Raw genomic sequence first — 21502 nt, forward strand, 5'->3', positions numbered from 1 at the left:
TCTTACCATTCCGAACAGAGTAGTTAAGCCCGTTAGCGCCGATGGTACTGCTTTCTGTGGGAGAGTAGGTCGCCGCCTTTCTTGAAGGCCCTTTGCTGTTTTGCAAAGGGCCTTTTTTTATGCCTTTTTTTTAATCGTACGACCCCGCTCTTAAAACCAGAGTGGATTGCACTTCTAATTTAATATTTCATTATCTTCGAACTATCTTTTCATTTTAGTTAAAAATTTAAATAAAACTAAAATTTTTGATCAGCAAAAATAGCATATTATTTATATGAATAAAGCGGTATATATCGCATCGAATGATGCAGATAGTGGGAAGTCAATACTTACTATTGGACTGATGAATGCCTTATTAAGACATAAACCGTCAGTTGGTTATTTTCGACCTGTAATTGACGATAATTTAGAGAATAAAAAGGACAATCATATTAACACAATTTTATCTTATTTCTCAATTGACATAAAGTATGAGGACGCCTATGGTTATACCATGTCAAAACTTATAAAAAAATGGAATAACAATAAAAAAGAAACCATTTTAAATAAGATAATATCAAAATATAAGAAGCTTGAAGAAAGATTTGATTTTGTCATAGTTGAGGGAAGTGATTTTTCAGATTTCAGTTCGATTATTGAACTTGATCTGAATATTTTAATAGCTAAAAATCTTGGTACACCTGTAATTATTATTTCGAGTGCTCTGAATAAAGAAGTAGAAGAATTTTGTGATAGTTTACATCTCACATATGATTCTTTTGATCAAAAGGACGTGAATGTTATAGGAGTAGTCGCTAACAAAGTTGAGGAATATCATTTAAAAACTATAGAAAGGAGTATTGGTAGTTTATTGCCTGATACTATTACTACTAGTATTATACCAGTTGATGATAAGTTGAAAAATCCAACGATGAAAGAACTAGCCGAATATATTAAGGCGGATGTAATGTTTGGATCCGAATTTTTAGATAGACCGACTGGTGAAATTGAAATTGGTGCAATGCAATTGCAACACTTTTTAGAACATTTAACAGACGATGCAGTGATTGTTACTCCAGCAGATCGTGAAGATATCTTAATGGGAAGTTTGCAAGCAAATATTTCTTCTAATTATCCAAGTCTTGCGGGTATAATATTAAGTGGTAATATGGAATTGTCCCAATCAGTAGTTAAACTTATTGAAGGTTTAGATAAAGTTGTGCCAATTGTCAGAGTTAAGGAGCCTACTTTTAACATTGCATCTCAATTAGCAAATGTTAGATCGCATATCTATTCTACAAATACTGAAAAAATTAAGAAATCGATTGAGATTTTTGAAAATCATGTTGATGTGGACCGTTTGATGGAACATCTTGATTCTTATGAAATAAGCAACCTGATGACACCACGGATGTTTCAATATTATTTGATGAAACGTGCCATGCAAAAACGAAAGCACATTGTTCTTCCTGAAGGGAATGATGATCGCATTCTTTTAGCCGCATCAAAACTTCAGGAATTAGATATAATAGACTTAACAATCTTAGGTGACATTACTAAAGTCAAGTCTTCTGTAGAAAGGTTAAATATTCCTTTTGATTTTGATAAAACAGCAATTATTAATCCAAACAATTCTGGTTATTTAGACGAATTCACAAACACACTATATGAATTGAGAAAGCACAAAGGTATAAGCCCAGCAATGGCAGAAGACCTTATGAGGGATGTCTCATATTTTGGTACCATGATGGTTTATAAAGGCTTAGCTGATGGTATGGTTTCAGGTGCAGCACACACAACTCAACATACTATAAGACCGGCTTTACAATTTATTAAGACTAAACCTGGTTTTTCAGTGGTGTCATCTGTTTTCTTCATGTGTTTAGAAGACAGGGTAAGTGTTTTTGGCGATTGCGCCATTAATCCAAATCCTACGGCAGAACAATTATCTGATATTGCAATTGCATCTGCTGATACAAGTATATCATTTGGTATAGATGCCAAAGTAGCCATGTTGTCTTATTCTTCTGGAGTTTCTGGACAAGGTGAAGATGTTGATACGGTTAAGAAGGCCACAGCAATTGTTAAAGAAAAGCGTCCTGATATTAAAATTGAAGGACCAATTCAATATGATGCTGCTGTGGATCCTGAAATTGGGAAGAAAAAATTACCAAACTCTGAAGTTGCAGGACAGGCAAGTGTATTGATTTTTCCCGATCTAAATACAGGGAATAATACCTATAAAGCAGTTCAACGTGAAACAGGAGCATTGGCAATTGGGCCTATGCTTCAGGGTCTAAATAAACCTATAAATGATTTAAGTAGAGGTTGTTCTGTAGATGATATATTCAATACAGTTATCATTACAGCAATTCAAGCTCAAGAATAGAACTAAAGAGTATGAAGGTATTAGTATTAAATTCAGGTAGTTCCTCTGTAAAGTACCAATTGTTTTCCATGCCAGATGAAATGGTTTTATGCTCCGGTGTTGTAGATAGAATTGGACAACTAGACTCAAGTATTAAACACAGGTCTTCAAAACATAACCTTAATAAAAAGATTGAAATTTCAGACCATAAAAATGCTCTAGATTTAATAGTAAACTTATTGCTAGATGAAAATAATGGAGCCATTGCTTCGATTGATGAAATTGAAGCAGTAGGGCATCGCGTTGTGCATGGAGGTAGTTCATTTAAAGAGACAATTGAAATTGATTCTATTGTCAAATCACGAATAGAAGAATTGTTTATCCTGGCACCGTTGCATAATCCTGCCAATCTAGAAGGAATCAATGTGGCAGAATCAGTATTTGTAAATGCAAAACAAGCTGCTGTATTTGATACTGCATTTCACCAAACTATACCCGAGCACGCCTATAAATATGCGATACCTAATGAATTTTTAGAAGATCATAATATACGACTCTATGGTTTTCATGGTACAAGCCACAAATATGTTTCTGAAAAAGCAATTGAATATTTGGGAGTTAAGAATTCTAAAATAATTACCATTCATTTGGGTAATGGTTGTAGTATATCAGCAGTAGAAAATGGAGAATGTAAGGATCATAGTTTAGGTTTTTCACCAGCTAATGGACTGATTATGGGTACACGCTCTGGGGATATAGATCATTCAATTATTTTTTATCTGATCAATTCTTTAAAGTTTGATATTGATGAAGTGAATAAGATTTTGCAAACAAAAAGTGGTATGCTAGGCCTGACTGGTTTTAGTGACTTACGAGATATCGAAGCAGAAGCTCTTAAAGGAAATTCTGAATGTAAGCTTGCACTAGACATGAGTGTATATAGGATTAAGAAATATATTGGATCTTATGTGTCTGCAATGAATGGATTGGATTGCATAGTCTTTACTGCCGGGATTGGAGAAAATTCTGAACTTATGCGTGGATTGGTATGCGCCGATATGGATGTTTTTGGTATTGAATTAGACGAATCTGCCAATAGTTCTTACTCAAATGGTGTTTCGGACATAAGCAAGAAAAACTCAAAAGTGAAAATATTGATAATACCTACAAATGAAGAATTAGAGATTGCCAGACAAACATATAACCTATTCAATCAAGAATAGGCATTAAAAAACCGAGTAGAATTACTCGGTTTATTTATTTGTGGATATATATTATGTTGTTATTGGTTATCCTTTAATAACTCCTCTAGAAATTACGATTTTTTGAATTTCCGATGTGCCTTCATATATCTGGGTGATTTTGGCATCACGCATTAAACGTTCTACATGGTATTCTTTAACAAAACCATTTCCGCCATGGATTTGAACAGCCTCAACGGTTTGTTCCATTGCAACCTTAGAAGCATATAGTTTTGCCATTGCACTTGACATATCATGATTAACACCTTGGTCTTTTTCCCAAGCTGATTTCATCACTAAGTGTCTAGCAGCTTCAATCTCGGTGTACATATCTGCCAATTTAAATGCAATTGCTTGATGGTTACATATTTCTGTACCAAATGCTTTTCTAACTTTAGAATATTCAAGAGCTAATTCGTAAGCACCAGATGCGATTCCAAGTGCCTGTGAAGCGATACCAATACGACCGCCAGATAAAGTTTTCATAGCAAACTTAAATCCAAAGCCATCCTCTCCAATTCTATTTTCTTTTGGCACTTTTACGTCATTAAACTGCAAAGTGTGCGTATCACTACCTCTAATACCCAATTTATCTTCCTTTGGTCCAATATCAAATCCTGGTGTGCCTTTCTCTACAATAAAAGCATTAATACCTCTGTGCCCTTTTTCTCTGTCAGTCTGTGCAATAACAAGATATACATCCGATCTACCACCATTTGTAATCCAGTTTTTAGTACCATTAATCACGTAATGGTCACCCATGTCAATGGCTGTAGTTTTTTGTGAGGTTGCATCACTTCCAGCTTCAGGTTCGCTCAGACAAAAAGCACCTACATATTCTCCCGTAGCAAGTTTGGTAAGATATTTTTGTTTTTGTTCTTCAGTACCATAATTCTCAAGACCATAACAAACCAAAGAATTGTTCACAGATACAATAACAGAGGCAGAAGCATCAATTTTAGAAAGTTCTTCCATAATTAAAACATATGAAATTGTATCCATTCCACTTCCACCATATTTTGGATCTACCATAATTCCCAAGAATCCAAGTTCTCCCATTTTCTTCACCAATTCATCTGGAAATTCTTGTTTTTCATCACGTTCTATAACACCAGGAAGTAGTTCTGTTTTTGCAAAATCACGTGCAGCGTCACGTATCATTAAATGCTCTTCGGTCAAGCTAAAGTCCATATAACAAATTAATTATTGATTTGATAAAATTTTGATGCAAAGATAACTCTTATTTGCTGTATTTTCAATAACTAATAGTATTTTTACTAATATGATAAAATCTTCTTATAATGTAATTGGAGTAATGTCCGGAACATCATTGGATGGTGTAGACATAATTTATGCTCAATTTGATTATAATGCTAATTGGAATTTTAAGATAAAATATTCTAATACAGTCCCTTATTCTAACGAGTGGATAGAAAAATTAAAGTTACTGACTCGTAGTTCAAAGGAGCAATTAATAGGGTTAGATTTATCATACTCCAAATTATTAGCCAATATGATAAATGAGTTTATTAAACGGAACGAAATAAAAGATATTGACTTTATTTCGTCACATGGACATACAGCTTTACATAGACCTGACTTAGGTTTTACATATCAAATTGGGAATAAACAAATTCTTGCGGATACATTAGGTCAAAAAGTAATATGTGATTTTAGATTACAAGATGTAGAATTAGGTGGCCAAGGTGCACCTTTAGTTCCAATTGGTGATCAGCTTTTGTTTTCAGATTACCAATATTGTATTAATCTTGGTGGTTTTGCCAATATTTCATTTGATTTTGAAGATGAAAAAATAGCTTTTGATATATGCCCAGTTAATATTGTACTGAATCATTATGTTCATGATATAGGATTAGAGTTTGATGAAAGTGGCAAAATTGCATCCAAAGGTGAAGTAAATAGAAAATTATTAGATGAATTAAACGACCTGCCATTCTATAATCTATCACATCCAAAATCGCTGGGTTTAGAATGGGTTGATGATCATATATTTCCAATTATTGACAACTATACTTTAAAACTTGAAGATAAATTATCCACTTTTATTGAGCATATAGCAATTCAGATTTCAAAGTTTATTAGGAAAAAGGGTGAAAAGGTATTGATTACTGGAGGTGGTGTATATAACAAATATCTAATCTCCAGAATACAAGACCATGCCGATTCAATTATTGTAATTCCATCTAAAGATATTATTGAATTTAAAGAGGCTTTGATTTTCGCTCTATTAGGTATTTTGAAGGATAGAAATGAAGCAAATTGTTTAGCAAGTGTAACTGGCGCTAAAAAGAATCACTCATCTGGAAAAATTTTAATGCCGACAGTATAAATTAAGTTGTTAATTCACATTGTAGCTTTTTTAGTTTTTTATATTTGTTATAACTAACTAAATCACAACTCTTGATAAAGGAATTACTTCAGAAATACGAAAATAAATCTCCAGAAATCGTATTTCATTGGAACGATCCCGAGACAAATGCAGAAGGTTGGACCGTCATAAACTCCTTAAGAGGAGGTGCAGCAGGTGGTGGCACCCGTATGCGCAAAGGTCTTGATATGAACGAAGTACTTTCTCTTGCTAAAACTATGGAAGTAAAGTTTACTGTTTCTGGGCCATTAATCGGTGGTGCTAAATCTGGTATAAACTTTGACCCAAAAGATCCAAGAAAAAAAGGTGTACTTGAACGTTGGTATAAAGCTGTATCGCCCTTACTTAAAAGTTATTATGGTACAGGTGGTGATTTAAATGTAGATGAAATCCATGAAGTGATACCAATTACTGAGGCGAGTGGCGTTTGGCACCCACAAGAAGGAGTTTTTGAAGGTCATTTCAGGCCTACACAAGCAGATAAAATAAATAGAATAGGTCAATTGAGACATGGTGTTATTAAGGTAATTGAAAACCCAAAATATTCTCCAGATGTTTCAAGAAAATACACTGTTGCAGATATGATTACTGGATATGGAGTCGCTATTGCAACAAAGCATTTTTATGATTTAAATGATGATTCTATAAAAGGTAAAAGAGTTGTTGTGCAAGGGTTTGGCAACGTTGGCGCATCGGCAGCTTTCTATTTTGCACAAATGGGCGCAAAAATAGTTGGCATCATTGACAAAGTAGGTGGTCTTATTAATCCCGAAGGGTTTTCATTTAATGAAATTATAGAATTATATCTTAATAAAAGTGGTAATACTTTAGTAGCAGAAAATTTAATACCTTTTGAGGAAATTAATAGTTTGATCTGGTCCTTAAAAACCGAAGTTTTTGCTCCATGTGCGGCATCTCGCTTGATTACCAAAGACCAAATAGATCAAATGATTAATACTGGTTTAGAGGTTATATCTTGTGGAGCTAATGTTCCATTTGCTGATAAGGAGATATTTTTCGGGCCAATAATGGAACATACAGACCAAAAAGTTAGCTTAATTCCAGATTTTATTTCAAATTGTGGAATGGCAAGAGTTTTTGCTTACTTTATGGAAAGAAAAGTTCAAATGACTGACGAAGCAATTTTTAAAGATACCTCTAAAGTCATAAGAAAAGCATTAAGAGAAGTAAAGAAAAAGAATCCTAACAGAGTAGGTATTAGTGAAACTGCATTTGAAATAGCGTTGAGACAATTAATATAAAACATCCCATAATATGGAAACAGTAATAATTCTCGTTTTTATTGGTGGCTATTTAGCCATAACATTAGAGCATAATATTAAAATAGACAAATTGATTCCTGCTTTAGTCATGATGGCTATAAGTTGGGCCTTAATTTCCCTAGGTATTGATGATTTCTCTCAATGGTTTGACTCTGGCAAGCATAGCTTGATGGAGAATTTCGGCATGCTAGGTCATGAAGATAAAATGCATTTAATGGAGGAGACTTTATTACATCATTTGGGTAAAACTGCAGAGATCTTGGTTTTCTTACTTGGTGCAATGACAATCGTTGAAATTATAGATTATTTTGATGGATTTTCTACAATTAAAGCAGCCGTAAATTTTAATAGTAGAAAGAAATTGTTGTGGATGTTTTCTGTGTTAGCATTTATTTTATCAGCTATAATTGACAACTTAACAGCAACAATTGTATTGATTTCTATTCTTCAGAAAATTGTTAAAGATAGAAATATCAGAATTTGGTATGCAGGTTTAATAATTATAGCGGCAAATGCAGGTGGAGCTTGGTCTCCAATTGGAGATGTTACAACTACAATGCTATGGATTGGAGACAAGGTCTCAACAGGTAAATTGTTTATATATTTATTCATCCCATCATTGCTATGTATGGTAGTGCCAACCTTTATCGCGTCGCTACTTCCTTCGTTTCAAGGAGACCTGGAATTACAAGCAGATGATAATAAGCCAAAAAATAAGTTTAGCTCTACAATGTTATTTTTAGGTTTAGGTGCAATTGTATTTGTTCCTATTTTTAAGGTAATCACACACTTGCCACCTTATGTTGGTATGATGTTGTCCTTGGGTGTTGTTGCAATCTTTGCAGAAATTTATAGTAATTCTAAGTTTGCGATATCAACAATTACTTCAGAGGAGCATCATGAACATGCAAGTCATAGTCCTGTGCACTATTCATTATCAAAAATAGAATTACCAAGTATCCTATTCTTTTTAGGTATTTTAATGGCTGTTGCGGCGTTAGAGTCATTAGGAATATTGTTTGGTTTTGCCGATGGCTTAAAAGAAAATATTGGTCTATTAGGCACTGAACCAACAGGAACGATAGTTTCAGATTTGGTTGTACTATTACTAGGAGTTGGCTCTGCTGTAATTGATAATGTACCTCTAGTTGCAGCTAGTTTAGGGATGTTCTCAGAACCACTAGATAATCAGTTATGGCATTTTATTGCTTATTCGGCAGGTACTGGCGGAAGTATGTTAATTATTGGGTCAGCAGCAGGTGTTGTAGCTATGGGTATGGAAAAAATAGATTTCTTCTGGTATCTAAAGAAAATTTCTTGGTTGGCATTAGTTGGTTTTATCGCTGGTGCAGTTGCATTTATGGCCACAAGAGCTCTTTTCTAACATACTTAAGTAAAAAACTTAGCGTTATAACTTACAAGAACTTTTAAAATTAAAACTTATCATATGATATTACTAAGTAATATTCAGGATGAAACTGAACTGTTAACTGATAGTGAATCAGTAGAGAAAACCCTTTCTATAATAGAGTTAATTACCAGTGGTGGAACATCTGGAATGGTTATTATACTTATTTTATTCTTACTGCTTATTGTTGCTACTTATATTTATTTTGAACGAATTTTTGCTATTAAAGCCGCGTCCAAAGTGGATTCAAACTTTATGAATCAAATAAAGGACCATGTCAGTAATGGGAAAATTGATTCAGCACAAATGCTCTGTGCCCAAATTAATTCACCGGTTTCAAGATTAATATCAAAAGGCATAACTAGAATAGGTAAACCATTAGAAGATATAAATACTGCAATTGAAAATGCAGGCAGATTAGAGATTTATAGTTTAGAAAAGCACGTAAGCGTTTTGGCTACGATTTCTGGTGTGGCACCGATGATTGGATTCTTGGGTACAGTTGTAGGTATGATTCTATCCATTTTTGAACTTGCAAATGCTGGAGGAACAATTCAAATGGATGTTTTAGCAAGTGGTTTGTATACAGCCATGACTACAACAGTTGGTGGTTTAATAGTAGGTATAATTGCATATGTTGCCTATAACCACATTGTTGTTAGAACAAATAAGGTTGTCTATCAGATGGAGGCTAATTCAGTAGAGTTCTTAGACCATTTAAACGAGCCTATTTAACGTGAATATCAGAGGAAGAAATAAAGTTACTCCAGAATTCAATATGGCCTCAATGACCGATATTGTTTTCTTGTTGCTCATATTTTTTATGATAGCATCAACTCTTGTAACTACAAATGCAATTGATATTATTTTACCAAAGGCAAGTGGTAAAACTGAGAATAAAAGATCCGTTGCAGTAAGTATTAAAAAAGACTTGACTTATTACATTGACCAAAGAAGAGTAGGAGAGAGTATACTAGAAAATGAACTTATTACGGCATTATCCGATCAAGAAAAGCCAACAATTGTTTTAAGGGCAGAAAAATCGGTTCCTGTTGAGAATGTAGTAAAAGTAATGGATATCGCTAATAGAAATAAATTCAAGGTGATTTTGGCAGTAAAACCAAAATAAGCGGCATTATTTTTGAATTTATACTAAGAAACTTTAGTAATGAAGTATTTAGAGACTAAACATGAGCGTAATGCGGCGAGAATAACAACCTTGATTTCAATTATTTTGTTGTTATTACTATTTGTGGTTGGTCCTCAATATTTAGATCCTCCTGAAGAATATGGTGTGGCTGTTAATTTTGGAACTACCGATTTTGGAAGTGGTAACAGACCATTGAGCCAACCAAAGAAAGCTGTTAAAGAACAAATTGAAGAATCTCAACCTGAGACTTCTAAAGTTGCACCAACTAAAGCAGAATCAAAAACCGAAGAGGTTATCACTGAAGACAATGCAGAAGAAATTGCCATAAAAAAACAGAAAGAGGCAGAGGCAAAAGCAAAGGCAGAAGCAGAAAGAATTGAAAGGCAAAAGCGCGAAGCTGAGGAAAGAAAAAGAAGAGAGGAAGAAGAAAAGCGAAAGAAGTTAGATAATCTAATTGGTGGTGTTAAAAATTCTGATGGTAAAACTGATGGAGGTGAAGGGCGAGATAATCAAAACGGTAATATAGGAAAAGTAAATGGAGATCCATATGCACCAAGTATTTTTGGAGGATCAGGACCTGGAAAGCACGGGATTGGTTTTGGATTGAATGGACGTAAAAGATTGAAATTTACGAGATATCAACATGAATGCAATGAAACAGGATTAGTGGTAATGAGAATTTTTGTAAACAAGCAAGGAAAAGTAACCAAAGCAGAAACTTATAAGGGTACAGATAATACTGATCCATGTTTGGTTGAACCTGCCAGAAAAATAGCACTTTCTTATAGGTTTAATGATGTGTCCAATGATCCTCAAGCAAAAGAATTGCAAGTAGGTTTCGTAAGTATTAATTTTGACCTTGGTCAATAATCAATGAATTATAAGGATACAGTTTCATGGATGTTTAAGCAATTACCTATGTATCAAAATAAAGGTAAAAGTGCTTATAAGGAAGACCTGAGTAATACCATTAAACTAGCCAGTTATTTAGATAATCCTGAAAATAAATTTAAATCTATACATGTTGCGGGTACAAACGGAAAAGGTTCCACAAGCCATATGCTCGCATCTGTGCTACAAGAAGCAGGTTACAATGTCGGCCTGTACACTTCTCCTCATTTAAAAGACTTTCGAGAGCGTATTAGGATTAATGGTAAGCCAATAAGCAAGCAATTTGTTATTGGATTTATGAATAGAAACCTTAATTTTTTTGAAGACAATCAACTCTCTTTTTTTGAAATGACGGTGGGAATGGCATTCGATTATTTTTCTAAAAAAAAGGTGGATATTGCAGTAATTGAGGTTGGCATGGGAGGACGATTAGATTCTACTAATATTATAATGCCTGAGCTCTCTGTAATAACCAATATCGGATTGGACCATATGCAATTTCTGGGTAAAACACTTAGTGCGATTGCAAATGAAAAAGCGGGTATTATAAAACCTAATATTCCGGTTGTAATTGGTGAAACTCAGGCTGAAACCAAGGAAGTATTTCATAAGAGAGCTCTAGAAAATAATTCAGAGATATTTTATGCTGATAAAGAAATTGATGAGGTTTACAATAGTGATTTAAAAGGTTTATATCAAACTCATAATATCAAAACAGTTATTCAGTCTGTTCAGATCTTAAATTCTTTGGGTTATGGCATATCAGACACACATATGCAACACGGTCTATTAAATGTTATAAATAATACTGGCTTAATGGGGCGTTGGCAAACACTTGGCTATAAACCAAAAATTATTTGTGATACAGCTCATAACAAGGAAGGTATGACATATGTTGTGGAGCAACTTAAATTAGAACTCTATGAAAAATTACATATTGTTTTTGGTACGGTAAAGGATAAAGACTTAAGTGCAGTGTTACCATTACTGCCTAAAAATGCCAAATATTATCTTTGCAAACCAAGTGTTGATAGAGGCTTGCACGTTGATCAATTAGAATATGTATTTAAAGCAGCCAATTTGAATGTGACTAAACATGAGAGTGTAAACGAGGCATTAAAAATGGCCCGATTAAATGCTAACCCTGAAGACTTAATATTTGTTGGTGGTAGTACGTTTGTAGTCGCTGAAATAATTTAATATTTTTAATAAATTTCTTTTGAGATTTTAAAAACTAATCTATATTTGCAGTCCAATAAACGGGCGCGTAGCTCAGTTGGTTCAGAGCACTTGGTTTACACCCAAGGGGTCAGGGGTTCGAATCCCTTCGCGCCCACGGAAGTCCGCAGAAATGTGGACTTTTTTTGTTTTAATATTGGGTCATTAACTCAGTTGGTTTAGAGTGTTACCTTGACAGGGTAGAAGTCACTGGTTCGAATCCAGTATGACCCACTAAAAAGTCCTATGTAATTGCATGGGATTTTTCATTTTGTTTGTATTGGTTGTTGCCCGTCTATGATGAACTATGGCTAATACTTCTTTAAACCAAAATTTGAGACATCCTATAGTTATTCCAGAGATTTATACCAAATAACTATTTTTCAGGTAATAGAGCGAATTTTCCTATTGGTATGGTTTTTATTTAAATAAAAATCAGTAATTTATTTTCCAATAAATTGCTGAAAACCAACCCTATCCACATGCTATCTTTTTACAAGAGATTTTTTATTTCCTTATCGTTTTTTATTGCTTTTAGTTTAAATGGTCAAACTCCTTATGGTGATACTAATGATTTATCTTTATCAGACATAAGTATTAACGATATTCATTTTGAACAGCATTTAGATTATGTTCCAAATGGAGAAGAGCTATCTGAAGTTACAATCACAACACCTGTTGATGCATCGAGATCAAACGCTTTTGTGGATGCCTTTATTACCACATGGCAAACTACGGTGGCCAACGAAATGATTACCATACCCACCGTTGGAGCAGGCTATAATTATGACGTGGATTGGGGAGATGGCAATACTACAATCGGAGCCGGTGGGAATGCTTCTCATACATATAATGTTCCAGGTATGTATCAAGTGAGTATTACAGGTACTTTTCCTAGAATATATTTTATAGATGATGCTGTCAATGCCCAGAAAATAATTTCTATTGACCAATGGGGAACCATTGTTTGGTCATCCATGGAATCTGCTTTTTTTGATTGTATTAACCTCACCATGAATGCAACTGATATTCCCGATTTATCAAATGTATTGACCATGAGAGCCATGTTTCGTGGATGCGAGTCTCTTGGAAATGGTACAGGAAACTGGGACTGGGATACAAGTAATGTGACAAATATGTCCGTTTTGTTTAATAGATGTCCCAGTTTTAATAAGAATATTGGAAGTTGGAACACAAGCAATGTCACAACTATGGCTGTCATGTTTTCTCTAGGAGATGCTTTTAATCAAGATATTGGCAATTGGGATACAAGCAATGTAACAAACATGGGAGGTATGTTTATTGGGCAAGAGGTTTTTAACCAAGATATTGGCAATTGGGATACAAGCAATGTGACGAATATGCGTGCTATGTTCATGAGTAATACTTCTTTTAATCAAAATATAAGTAATTGGGATACAGCAAATGTAACAAGTATGGCAATTATGTTTTGGTACGCAACTTCATTTAATCAAGACATCGGTAATTGGAATACAAGCAATGTCACAGACATGAGTCAAATGTTCTACGAGGCCATATTATTTGATCAAGAAATAGGCAATTGGGTTACAAGTAGCGTAACTGATATGAGTTCAATGTTTTTAGGAGCAATAGCATTTAATCAAGACATTGGCAATTGGGATACAAGTAACGTTACGAATATGTCATTCATGCTAAGAGGAGCGACTTTATTCAATCAAGACATTGGTAACTGGAATACCAGTAATGTTACTGATATGGCAGCCATGTTTTGGGATGCAATTTCTTTTAACCAAAATATTGGTAATTGGGATACGAGTAACGTTACAAATATGTCATCCATGCTAAGAGGAGCGACTTTATTCAATCAAGATATCGGTAATTGGGCGACTTCAAATGTTTCTGCTATGCCTGTAATGTTTGCTAATGCAACCTCATTTGACCAAGATATTAGTAATTGGGACACTAGTAATGTTATTGACATGGGATTTATGTTTTACAATGCAACAGCATTTAATCAAGATATTGGTAACTGGAATACCAGTAGTACTACGGATATGGAGCAGATGTTTTTTGATGCAGTTAGTTTTGATCAAAATCTTGAGAATTGGAACGTGGAAAATGTAACAGTTGCAGATGGTATGTTTCTAGGAGCAACTTTGTCGGTAACAAATTATGACAGTTTACTTATTGGATGGAATGCCCAAAATTTAAATCCAAATGTTAATTTTAGTGGTGGCTTAAGTCAGTACTGTGCTGGTGAAGCAGCCAGAACAAATATGATTAATAATGATGGTTGGAACATTACAGATGGTGGTTTTGCTGGTGGTGTTTTAGATGATTTGGTAAATCAGGTGGTAAATGGCACATTTACGTTTCCACCGATATCGGGACCGAGTTTAACAGGCAATGAAGCCTATTATACGGGAACTAATGGAACTGGGACGCAGTATTTGCCAGGTGATGTCGTTAACTTTAATGATTTTGCAAGTTATCCTGTGACTTTATATATCTACCAAAATTATGAGACCACTTGTTTTTCTGAGCAAGATTTTCAATTAACCATAAACAATACCTGCGAGTTCATCACCACTTGGCAAACTACGGAGGCTAATGAAGAGATTATTATTCCCACATGGCCTCCAGAAACCTATGATTACAATATTGATTGGGGCGATGGCAATGTTACTTTGGGAGCAACTTCTCATGCTTCGCATATATATGCCACACCAGGTATATATGAAGTAACCATTACAGGATTGTTTCCAAGTATTAATCATGGTGCTGTTTCTCCTAATTCTGGTCTAAATCTACTGTCGGTAGAGCAATGGGGTTGTAATCCTTGGACATTAATGGAACAGGCTTTTATTGGTTGTCCAAATCTCGTGATTAACGCTACGGATACCCCTAATTTAGATAATGTAACGACCACTTTTAACATGTTTTATGGTTGTACTAATTTAGGTTTAGGAACAGGCAATTGGGACTGGGATATGACGAATATAGAAACAATAAGGGGTATGTTCGCTTATACCCCTAACTTTAATAAAGATATAAGTTCATGGGATACCAGTAATATTTCTTATATGGGAAGCGCCTTTTTTGGTTCTGGCTTCAATCAAAATATAGGCAACTGGGACGTCAGTAATGTGAGCTTTCTGCAAGACATGTTTAGGGAGGCTTTCAATTTTGATCAACCGCTTGATAATTGGAATGTATCTAACGTAACAAATGCAGGTTCCATGCTTTTAGCTACTAATATGTCCATTGAGAATTATGATAATATTCTTATTAGCTGGAATGCTCAAAATCTAAACCCTGATGTTCCGTTTACAAGTGATCGGCAATACTGTGCAGGAGAAGCAGCTCGGGCCAATATGATAGCTAATGATGGCTGGATTATAATAGATGGAGGTTATGCAGGATCTGTAGTTGATGATCTTCCAGACCAAAATACTGTGGGTAGTTTTACCTTTCCAGCAATTACAGGTACTAATTTATCGGGTAATGAAGCCTATTATACAGAGCCTAATGGTACAGGAACGCAATATCTGCCAGGTGATATTATCAATTTTGCAGATTTTGCGACCTATCCAATTACCCTCTATATTTATGATAGTCCAATTCCTGGTTGTGAATCCGAGCAAGACTTTTTGTTAACCATTGATTGTGTACTTTCAACTTTTTACGCTGATACGGATGGAGATGGTTTTGGAGATCTAGCCAATACGATACAGGCGTGCACTGCTCCCTCAGGCTATGTTACAGACAGCACAGATTGTGATGATAATAATGTTTTGATTAATCCTGGCTTAGATGAAATTTATTGTGATGGTATAGATAATGATTGTAATCCCAACACGCCTGATGACCCTCAATTACCAACTGTAGTAGGAATAGATTGGATAAAATCAGATGATACAAGATTGTTGGATTATGGTAGCGATGGTGGCTTAGAAAGGATAGGTGCGGTTGGTTGGGAAGTTGGCGCAAAATCTACGCCTATTGCAGGTGATTTTAATTTAGAATACGAAGTGGAAATATTTTCGGCTGGTGGCGTTGGAAATGGGGATTGCTTTTTTGGATATGCTACAAATGATATTGATCCGTCAAATATTGTGGTATATACAAATAATGATGATAGAAAGATGATTTATTTTGATCAAGGATATATGCTATCTGATTGGCCTGCAATTTGGGATGATCATGTTAATATTACAGCCTCAGTTGGTGATGTGGTAACTTTAAATATAACAAGAGTTGGAGGTTTAATTACTTATAGTTTAACGGGTGCCTCTAGTGGAAACGTATCGGGAATTATTGAGTCAGGAAATACGGATGTAGTTTATGCTATAACTTCATTTTACAATGCAGGGTTAAAGCTTAACAAAGCTATTTTAAGTGCAACTATAGCAGATTCAAACTTGCCAATTTTTTATGCTGATACCGATGGCGACGGTTTTGGTGATCCGGCAAACACCATTCAAGCCTGTTCGGCTCCTGATGGTTATGTTGGTAATGATACAGATTGCGATGATAACAATGATACGGTTTATCCGGGTGCACCAGAACTTTGTGATGGTGTAGATAATGATTGTGATGGTGATATTGATGAAGGGGCAGCTGTCACTTTCTATGCAGATATGGATGCTGATGGTTTTGGCGATCCGTCAAATACTATAGAGGCTTGCTCACCACCACCAGGCTATACTTCAGATAATACAGATTGTGACGACACTTATGATACGGTTTATCCAGGTGCACCAGAATTGTGTGATGGTATAGATAATGATTGTGACGGAGAAATTGATGAAGGGGTAACCACTACGTATTATGCAGATACAGATGGTGATGGATATGGTGACCCAGCAAATACTATAGAGGCTTGCTCACCACCACCTGGCTATACCTCAGATAGTACAGATTGTGATGATACGAATGATACTGTTTATCCAGGAGCTCCAGAACTTTGTGACGGTCTAGACAATGATTGTGATGGAGAAATAGACGAGGGAGTTGCAACTATTTTTTATGTAGATTCTGATGGTGATGGCTATGGCGATACTAACGACACAGGGATAGAAAGTTGCACGCAGCCTTTAGGTACAGTTCCTAATAATGATGATTGTGATGACTCAAATGTAATGGTCTATCCAAATGCACCAGAACTTTGTGACGGCTTGGATAATAATTGTGACGGCCAAATAGATGAAGGGGTCACAACAACCTATTACACAGATTCCGATGGCGATGGCTTTGGGGATGCCAATGATGTAGGCATAGAGAGCTGTACACAACCACCAGGTACCGTTTCAAATAGCGAAGATTGCGACGACACTAATAGTACGATTTATCCTGGAGCACCAGAACTTTGTGACGGTCTGGACAATGATTGTGACGGTCAAACAGATGAAGGTGTAACGACTACTTATTATATCGATGCCGATGGCGATGGTTTTGGTGATTTTAATGATAGTGGAGTAGAAAGTTGTTCCTCCCCTCCGGGTACTGTAGATAATAATGATGACTGCGATGATAGTAATGTTACGGTGTATCCTAATGCACCAGAACTTTGTGACGGTTTAGATAACAATTGTGATGGTGTTATTCCCGAACCCAATCTTGACAATCTAGCAGATCAGATTGTGAATAATACCTTTAACTTGCCTCCAATTTCTGGAATAAATCTTTCCGGTAATGAGGCGTATTATACAGGCCCAAATGGAACAGGGACACAATATTTTCCAGGAGATATTATTAATTTTGATGATTACCCTTCATATCCTATTACACTGTACATTTATGATAGTTATGTGGATGGTTGTGACTCGGAACAAACATTTAGCCTTACCATAATTGAACCCTTGCAGTGTGCAAGATTAAGTAGTCCAATAAATGGAGAATCAAATGTTTTTATTGATACGGACATATCATGGGACCCGATAGATAATGCTACGGGTTATATTATCAGTATTGGTACATCTTTTGAAGGTGTCGATATTTTAAACAATTTTGATGCTGGCGATGCGGTAATTTATGACCTACCAGAAGATTTACCTTTTTTAACAACTATATATGTAAGTATAGTTCCTTATAATGACGAGCACGTGGCACTAGGTTGCTTAACTGAATTTTTTGTCACAGAAAAAGGTGAATCACCACCATTGTTTTTTACACCAAACAATGATGGTCAAAATGATTACTGGATTGTTCCCGATCGATTTAACAGAATTGATGTAATTCATATTTTTGATAGATATGGGAAATTGTTAAAAGAAATTAATCGCATCGAACAAGGTTGGGATGGGACTTATAAAAACAGTCTTATGCCAACAAACGGTTATTGGTATCAAATAACATATAAGGATGGTGAAAGATTAAGAGGTAATTTTACCTTAAAGCGCTAGAAATATTACATTCTATTATTAAGTTAGATCTACAATATTTATAATTAAAGCGCATCCAATAGCCGCTCTAAAGCCATACCTCTTGAACCTTTAATCAATAAGGTTGAGTTGTCGAGTTCCAGTGTTTTTAATATTGGTTGTAAATCATCAAATGATTTAAATTTCTTAGTGCTCGTATTTGTTTTGCATCCAAAGAAGTTTTCACCAATTAGGTAAATATTATCTTCAAAATTTTCTTCTGCGAAATCTACAATGTTTTGGTGTTCAATATGAGCTTCCTCTCCGAGCTCAAACATATCTCCTAAAAACAAGAATTTACGTTTTGCACTTAATTGCTTCAAGTTTTTTAGTACACTTAGCATACTTGTCGGGTTAGCATTGTATGCATCTAGTATAATCTTAGTTGAGTCTTTTTCTATAATCTCCGACCGGTTATTTTTTGGCTGATAATTTTCAATCCCTTTTTTAATGTTTTCGGTTGATACATTAAAATGATTTCCGATAGCTATTGCCACCGAAATATTACTGAAATTATATGTACCAATTAGGTGGCTCTGTATTTCGGTATTTTTAAAACTTACTTTAACGAAAGGATCTGCATTCACAAAATCGATTATGCAATCATTTTCAGGTTTAGATCCGAATGTTACTATTTTGTTGTAGCCTGATATTTGTTCAATTTGCTTATTGTCTTCTGTATTTATAAAAGCAGTTTTATTATTTGCTTTTACATAATCATATAACTCTGACTTACCTTTAATAACTCCTTCAATACCACCAAATCCTTCCAGATGGGCCTTGCCAAAATTTGTAATCAGAGCATAATCTGGTTGAGAAATACTGCTTAAAAACTCAATTTCTTTTTGGTGGTTTGCGCCCATTTCTACAATCCCAAAATCTAGATCATCAGCAAAGTCTAACAACGTTAATGGTACACCAATATGATTGTTAAGATTACCTTGTGTTGCGTTTACTTTATAAGTGGTAGATAATACAGAGTAAATAAGCTCCTTAGTTGTAGTTTTACCATTGCTTCCTGTTAGCCCAATGATTGGAAAATTAAATTGATTCCTATGGTGTTTGGCCAACTCTTGTAAACTTGTCAATGTATCATCAACTAACAAGCAATTGTTGTTTATACATGCCGAAGTTTCGTCAACTATACAATACATTGCTCCCTTTTTAAAAGCTTCATCTACAAATTTATTGCCATTAAAATTTTCACCTTTTAGTGCAAAATACATTGAGCCTTCGGTCAATTTTCTTGTATCAGTAGATAGCTTATTACAGGCTTTATATTTTTGATATAATGCTTCTATTTCCATTGGCCTAAAAATAAAAAAGTCCTGATGAATTTCATCAGGACTTTTTTATTTATTTAATTAATCTAATTTAGTTTCGTCTTTTACTATTCTTCTGAGATTTAGAACCTACTCTTGATACTGCACATCTAAATCCAATATAGTCTGTTGCCATATCTTGAGGGAAGTAACGGCGTTGAGCTGGATCAATCCAATATGCTCTATCTCTCCAAGATCCGCCTTTGTAAACTCTTACTTCATCATTGATTAAAGATGTTCTGCTACTAGACTTATCGTATTCTCTCAACAGTTTACCATCTGCAGAATCTATTTCGACAGAATGCTTTGGTGAGTTATACATCTTTCTAGTTAAGTCTTTATTTTCATCTCTTTCCTCATCAAAGTTTTCTCTGTAGTAACGTGAAGAGCGTTTGTCACCATCTCTAAAGTTTCTGTTATCACTATCATCAAACTGAGTTCTTAAATAAGTTTCTTCTTCGTCAACAGGTATTTTAGCGATTTCACCAGGAAGGTTTCTTGCTATAATTTTACCATTGCTTAAAGTATCATAAACTATTTCTTCAACTGTAACTATTTTTACGGTTCCATCTTCATTAAGAGCATTCTTAGTATATACATTACCTCTATAGTAATTGAAATCGTTAAACTCATCATCAACAATTGGTCTATAAACGTCAGCAACCCATTCTGCAACGTTACCTGCCATGTCATATAAACCATAATCATTAGGTTGGTAAGATTTAACTTCTGCCGTAATATCGGCTCCATCATCAGACCATCCAGCAATTCCACCGTAATCACCTTTTCCTTGCTTAAAGTTAGCCATTTGGTCACCACGATTCACACGCTTTCCAGATCTTGTGTATTGTCCATCCCATGGATACTTTTTACGTCCTCTATATACATTATAGCTGCGTAATTCACTCATACCTAAAGCAGCGTATTCCCACTCTGCTTCAGTTGGGAGTCTATATTTTACAGGAATAACTCCTGATTCTCTTTTTGCATAAACATTGATCTCATTTCCATCAGCATCAGTCTGAGGCTTACGTCTTCCACCTTTTAATACGTCTTCATTTCCTCCATATGTTTGTGAAGGTGCATTAATATAAGTATCAGTACTAAATGTACTTTCTGCATTTACATCAGTATATTGTGCATCTCTCTTCAGGTATCCAGCTTCTTGAAGCGCTAATTCTGCAACACGATCTGTTCTCCAATTTGCATACTCTACTGCTTGTATCCAACTAACACCTACTACAGGATAATTAGCATAACCCGGATGACGTAAGTAATTTTCAGTCATCATTTCATTATACCCTAAACGATTTCTCCATACAAGGGTATCTGGTAATGCTCCTTTGTATATTAATGAGTAGTTCGGGTCATCAGGAGGATATACTCCTTTTAAATAATCTAAGTAAAACAGATAATTTAGGTTAGTAACTTCTGTTTCGTCCATGTAGAATGATTGTACATGTTGTTGATTTGGGGAGTTGTTCCAATCATGCATTGGGTCGTCTTGTACTTTACCCATTGTAAAGGTTCCACCTTCAATAAACGATGTTCCTTGAGGCGTTTCTTGCTCCTTGTAATTGGTGTTGTACTGAAAACCACCTTGTTTATCGTTGATTTTCCATCCAGTGGCGCTATCTACGTTACCAGAACTAGATGATCTTTTACAACCAACAATTGAAGTGCAAACCACTAATGCTAGTATAAATTTGAGGTTTAAGACATTTTTCATATCCATATGTTTAAGTAAGCTCGTTTAAAATTTAGATTCGCAATATAACAATTAAAGGTAAACTGACAACTTTTTTTTTCGACAAAATGCAAAAAAAAGTGCATTTCATCCCTTTTTTTT

Annotated in this window: 13 protein-coding genes, 2 tRNA genes and 1 rRNA gene; 13 read left to right on the forward strand and 3 right to left on the reverse strand. The window is 34.9% G+C overall.

From position 1 onward, the window contains the following. From rrf to LBV24_RS12010, 3 genes are all read left to right on the forward strand, one after another. Positions 1-81: ribosomal RNA gene (rrf, locus tag LBV24_RS15375) — 5S ribosomal RNA — on the forward strand; the annotation flags it as partial. Positions 82-274: 193 nt separating this feature from the next. Beyond that, positions 275-2368 (forward strand): phosphate acetyltransferase, encoded by a 2094-nt coding sequence (pta, locus tag LBV24_RS12005; protein WP_224478920.1) that lies wholly within the window; start codon positions 275-277, stop codon positions 2366-2368. A gap of 11 nt (positions 2369-2379) precedes the next feature. Continuing rightward, positions 2380-3570 carry an acetate/propionate family kinase gene (locus tag LBV24_RS12010; protein WP_224478921.1) on the forward strand — a complete coding sequence of 397 codons (1191 nt, stop codon included), beginning with the start codon at positions 2380-2382 and terminating at the stop codon, positions 3568-3570. Positions 3571-3636: 66 nt separating this feature from the next. Here the strand turns inward: LBV24_RS12010 and LBV24_RS12015 are convergent, their stop codons facing one another. Continuing rightward, on the reverse strand, positions 3637-4779 hold the full coding sequence (locus LBV24_RS12015; RefSeq protein WP_224478922.1) for an acyl-CoA dehydrogenase: 1143 nt from the start codon (positions 4777-4779) through the stop codon (positions 3637-3639). A 91-nt stretch (positions 4780-4870) separates the two neighbouring features. On the opposite strand from LBV24_RS12015, the gene LBV24_RS12020 reads away from it, so the two are divergent. The 10 genes from LBV24_RS12020 to LBV24_RS12065 all read left to right on the forward strand — a co-directional run bounded on the left by LBV24_RS12020 (position 4871) and on the right by LBV24_RS12065 (position 18313). Beyond that, positions 4871-5938, forward strand: a complete 1068-nt coding sequence (locus tag LBV24_RS12020; RefSeq protein WP_224478923.1) for an anhydro-N-acetylmuramic acid kinase — start codon at positions 4871-4873, stop codon at positions 5936-5938. 74 nt (positions 5939-6012) lie between these two features. Then, the gene (locus tag LBV24_RS12025) at positions 6013-7239 is read left to right on the forward strand and encodes a Glu/Leu/Phe/Val dehydrogenase dimerization domain-containing protein (protein ID WP_224479025.1); all 1227 of its coding nucleotides are present in this window, start codon (positions 6013-6015) and stop codon (positions 7237-7239) included. Between the two features lie 13 nt (positions 7240-7252). After that, entirely contained in the window at positions 7253-8644 is a 1392-nt protein-coding gene (nhaD, locus tag LBV24_RS12030; RefSeq protein WP_224478924.1) for a sodium:proton antiporter NhaD, read from the forward strand. A 63-nt stretch (positions 8645-8707) separates the two neighbouring features. Next, positions 8708-9403 carry a MotA/TolQ/ExbB proton channel family protein gene (locus LBV24_RS12035; protein WP_224478925.1) on the forward strand — a complete coding sequence of 232 codons (696 nt, stop codon included), beginning with the start codon at positions 8708-8710 and terminating at the stop codon, positions 9401-9403. 1 nt (position 9404) lies between these two features. Beyond that, positions 9405-9797: an ExbD/TolR family protein gene (locus tag LBV24_RS12040; protein WP_224478926.1), complete on the forward strand. Its 393-nt coding sequence runs from the start codon at positions 9405-9407 to the stop codon at positions 9795-9797. A 39-nt stretch (positions 9798-9836) separates the two neighbouring features. Continuing rightward, positions 9837-10688: an energy transducer TonB gene (locus tag LBV24_RS12045; protein ID WP_224478927.1), complete on the forward strand. Its 852-nt coding sequence runs from the start codon at positions 9837-9839 to the stop codon at positions 10686-10688. Positions 10689-10691: 3 nt separating this feature from the next. Beyond that, positions 10692-11909 (forward strand): bifunctional folylpolyglutamate synthase/dihydrofolate synthase, encoded by a 1218-nt coding sequence (locus LBV24_RS12050; RefSeq protein WP_224478928.1) that lies wholly within the window; start codon positions 10692-10694, stop codon positions 11907-11909. A 61-nt stretch (positions 11910-11970) separates the two neighbouring features. Continuing rightward, positions 11971-12045: transfer RNA gene (locus LBV24_RS12055), tRNA-Val, on the forward strand. Between the two features lie 41 nt (positions 12046-12086). After that, a tRNA-Val gene (locus LBV24_RS12060) sits at positions 12087-12161 on the forward strand. A 248-nt stretch (positions 12162-12409) separates the two neighbouring features. Then, on the forward strand, positions 12410-18313 hold the full coding sequence (locus LBV24_RS12065; protein ID WP_224478929.1) for a BspA family leucine-rich repeat surface protein: 5904 nt from the start codon (positions 12410-12412) through the stop codon (positions 18311-18313). A 44-nt stretch (positions 18314-18357) separates the two neighbouring features. On the opposite strand, the gene LBV24_RS12070 is transcribed toward LBV24_RS12065, so the two are convergent. Together LBV24_RS12070 and gldJ are read right to left on the reverse strand one after the other, a co-directional pair. Further along, entirely contained in the window at positions 18358-19638 is a 1281-nt protein-coding gene (locus LBV24_RS12070; RefSeq protein ID WP_224478930.1) for a UDP-N-acetylmuramoyl-tripeptide--D-alanyl-D-alanine ligase, read from the reverse strand. A 67-nt stretch (positions 19639-19705) separates the two neighbouring features. After that, on the reverse strand, positions 19706-21388 hold the full coding sequence (gene gldJ, locus LBV24_RS12075) for a gliding motility lipoprotein GldJ (RefSeq protein WP_224478931.1): 1683 nt from the start codon (positions 21386-21388) through the stop codon (positions 19706-19708). Positions 21389-21502 lie beyond the last annotated feature (114 nt).

It is taken from the genome of Winogradskyella vincentii (genome assembly GCF_020166345.1).
Classification (GTDB): Bacteria; Bacteroidota; Bacteroidia; order Flavobacteriales; family Flavobacteriaceae; genus Winogradskyella; species Winogradskyella vincentii.

Coding starts and splice junctions, on each gene's coding strand:
- LBV24_RS12020 (WP_224478923.1), top strand. CDS start 4,871: ATGATAAAATCTTCTTATAATGTAATTGGAGTAATGTCCGGAACATCA.
- LBV24_RS12035 (WP_224478925.1), top strand. CDS start 8,708: ATGATATTACTAAGTAATATTCAGGATGAAACTGAACTGTTAACTGAT.
- LBV24_RS12065 (WP_224478929.1), top strand. CDS start 12,410: ATGCTATCTTTTTACAAGAGATTTTTTATTTCCTTATCGTTTTTTATT.
- nhaD (WP_224478924.1), top strand. CDS start 7,253: ATGGAAACAGTAATAATTCTCGTTTTTATTGGTGGCTATTTAGCCATA.
- LBV24_RS12070 (WP_224478930.1), bottom strand. CDS start 19,638: ATGGAAATAGAAGCATTATATCAAAAATATAAAGCCTGTAATAAGCTA.
- LBV24_RS12045 (WP_224478927.1), top strand. CDS start 9,837: ATGAAGTATTTAGAGACTAAACATGAGCGTAATGCGGCGAGAATAACA.
- LBV24_RS12010 (WP_224478921.1), top strand. CDS start 2,380: ATGAAGGTATTAGTATTAAATTCAGGTAGTTCCTCTGTAAAGTACCAA.
- gldJ (WP_224478931.1), bottom strand. CDS start 21,388: ATGGATATGAAAAATGTCTTAAACCTCAAATTTATACTAGCATTAGTG.
- pta (WP_224478920.1), top strand. CDS start 275: ATGAATAAAGCGGTATATATCGCATCGAATGATGCAGATAGTGGGAAG.
- LBV24_RS12050 (WP_224478928.1), top strand. CDS start 10,692: ATGAATTATAAGGATACAGTTTCATGGATGTTTAAGCAATTACCTATG.
- LBV24_RS12015 (WP_224478922.1), bottom strand. CDS start 4,779: ATGGACTTTAGCTTGACCGAAGAGCATTTAATGATACGTGACGCTGCA.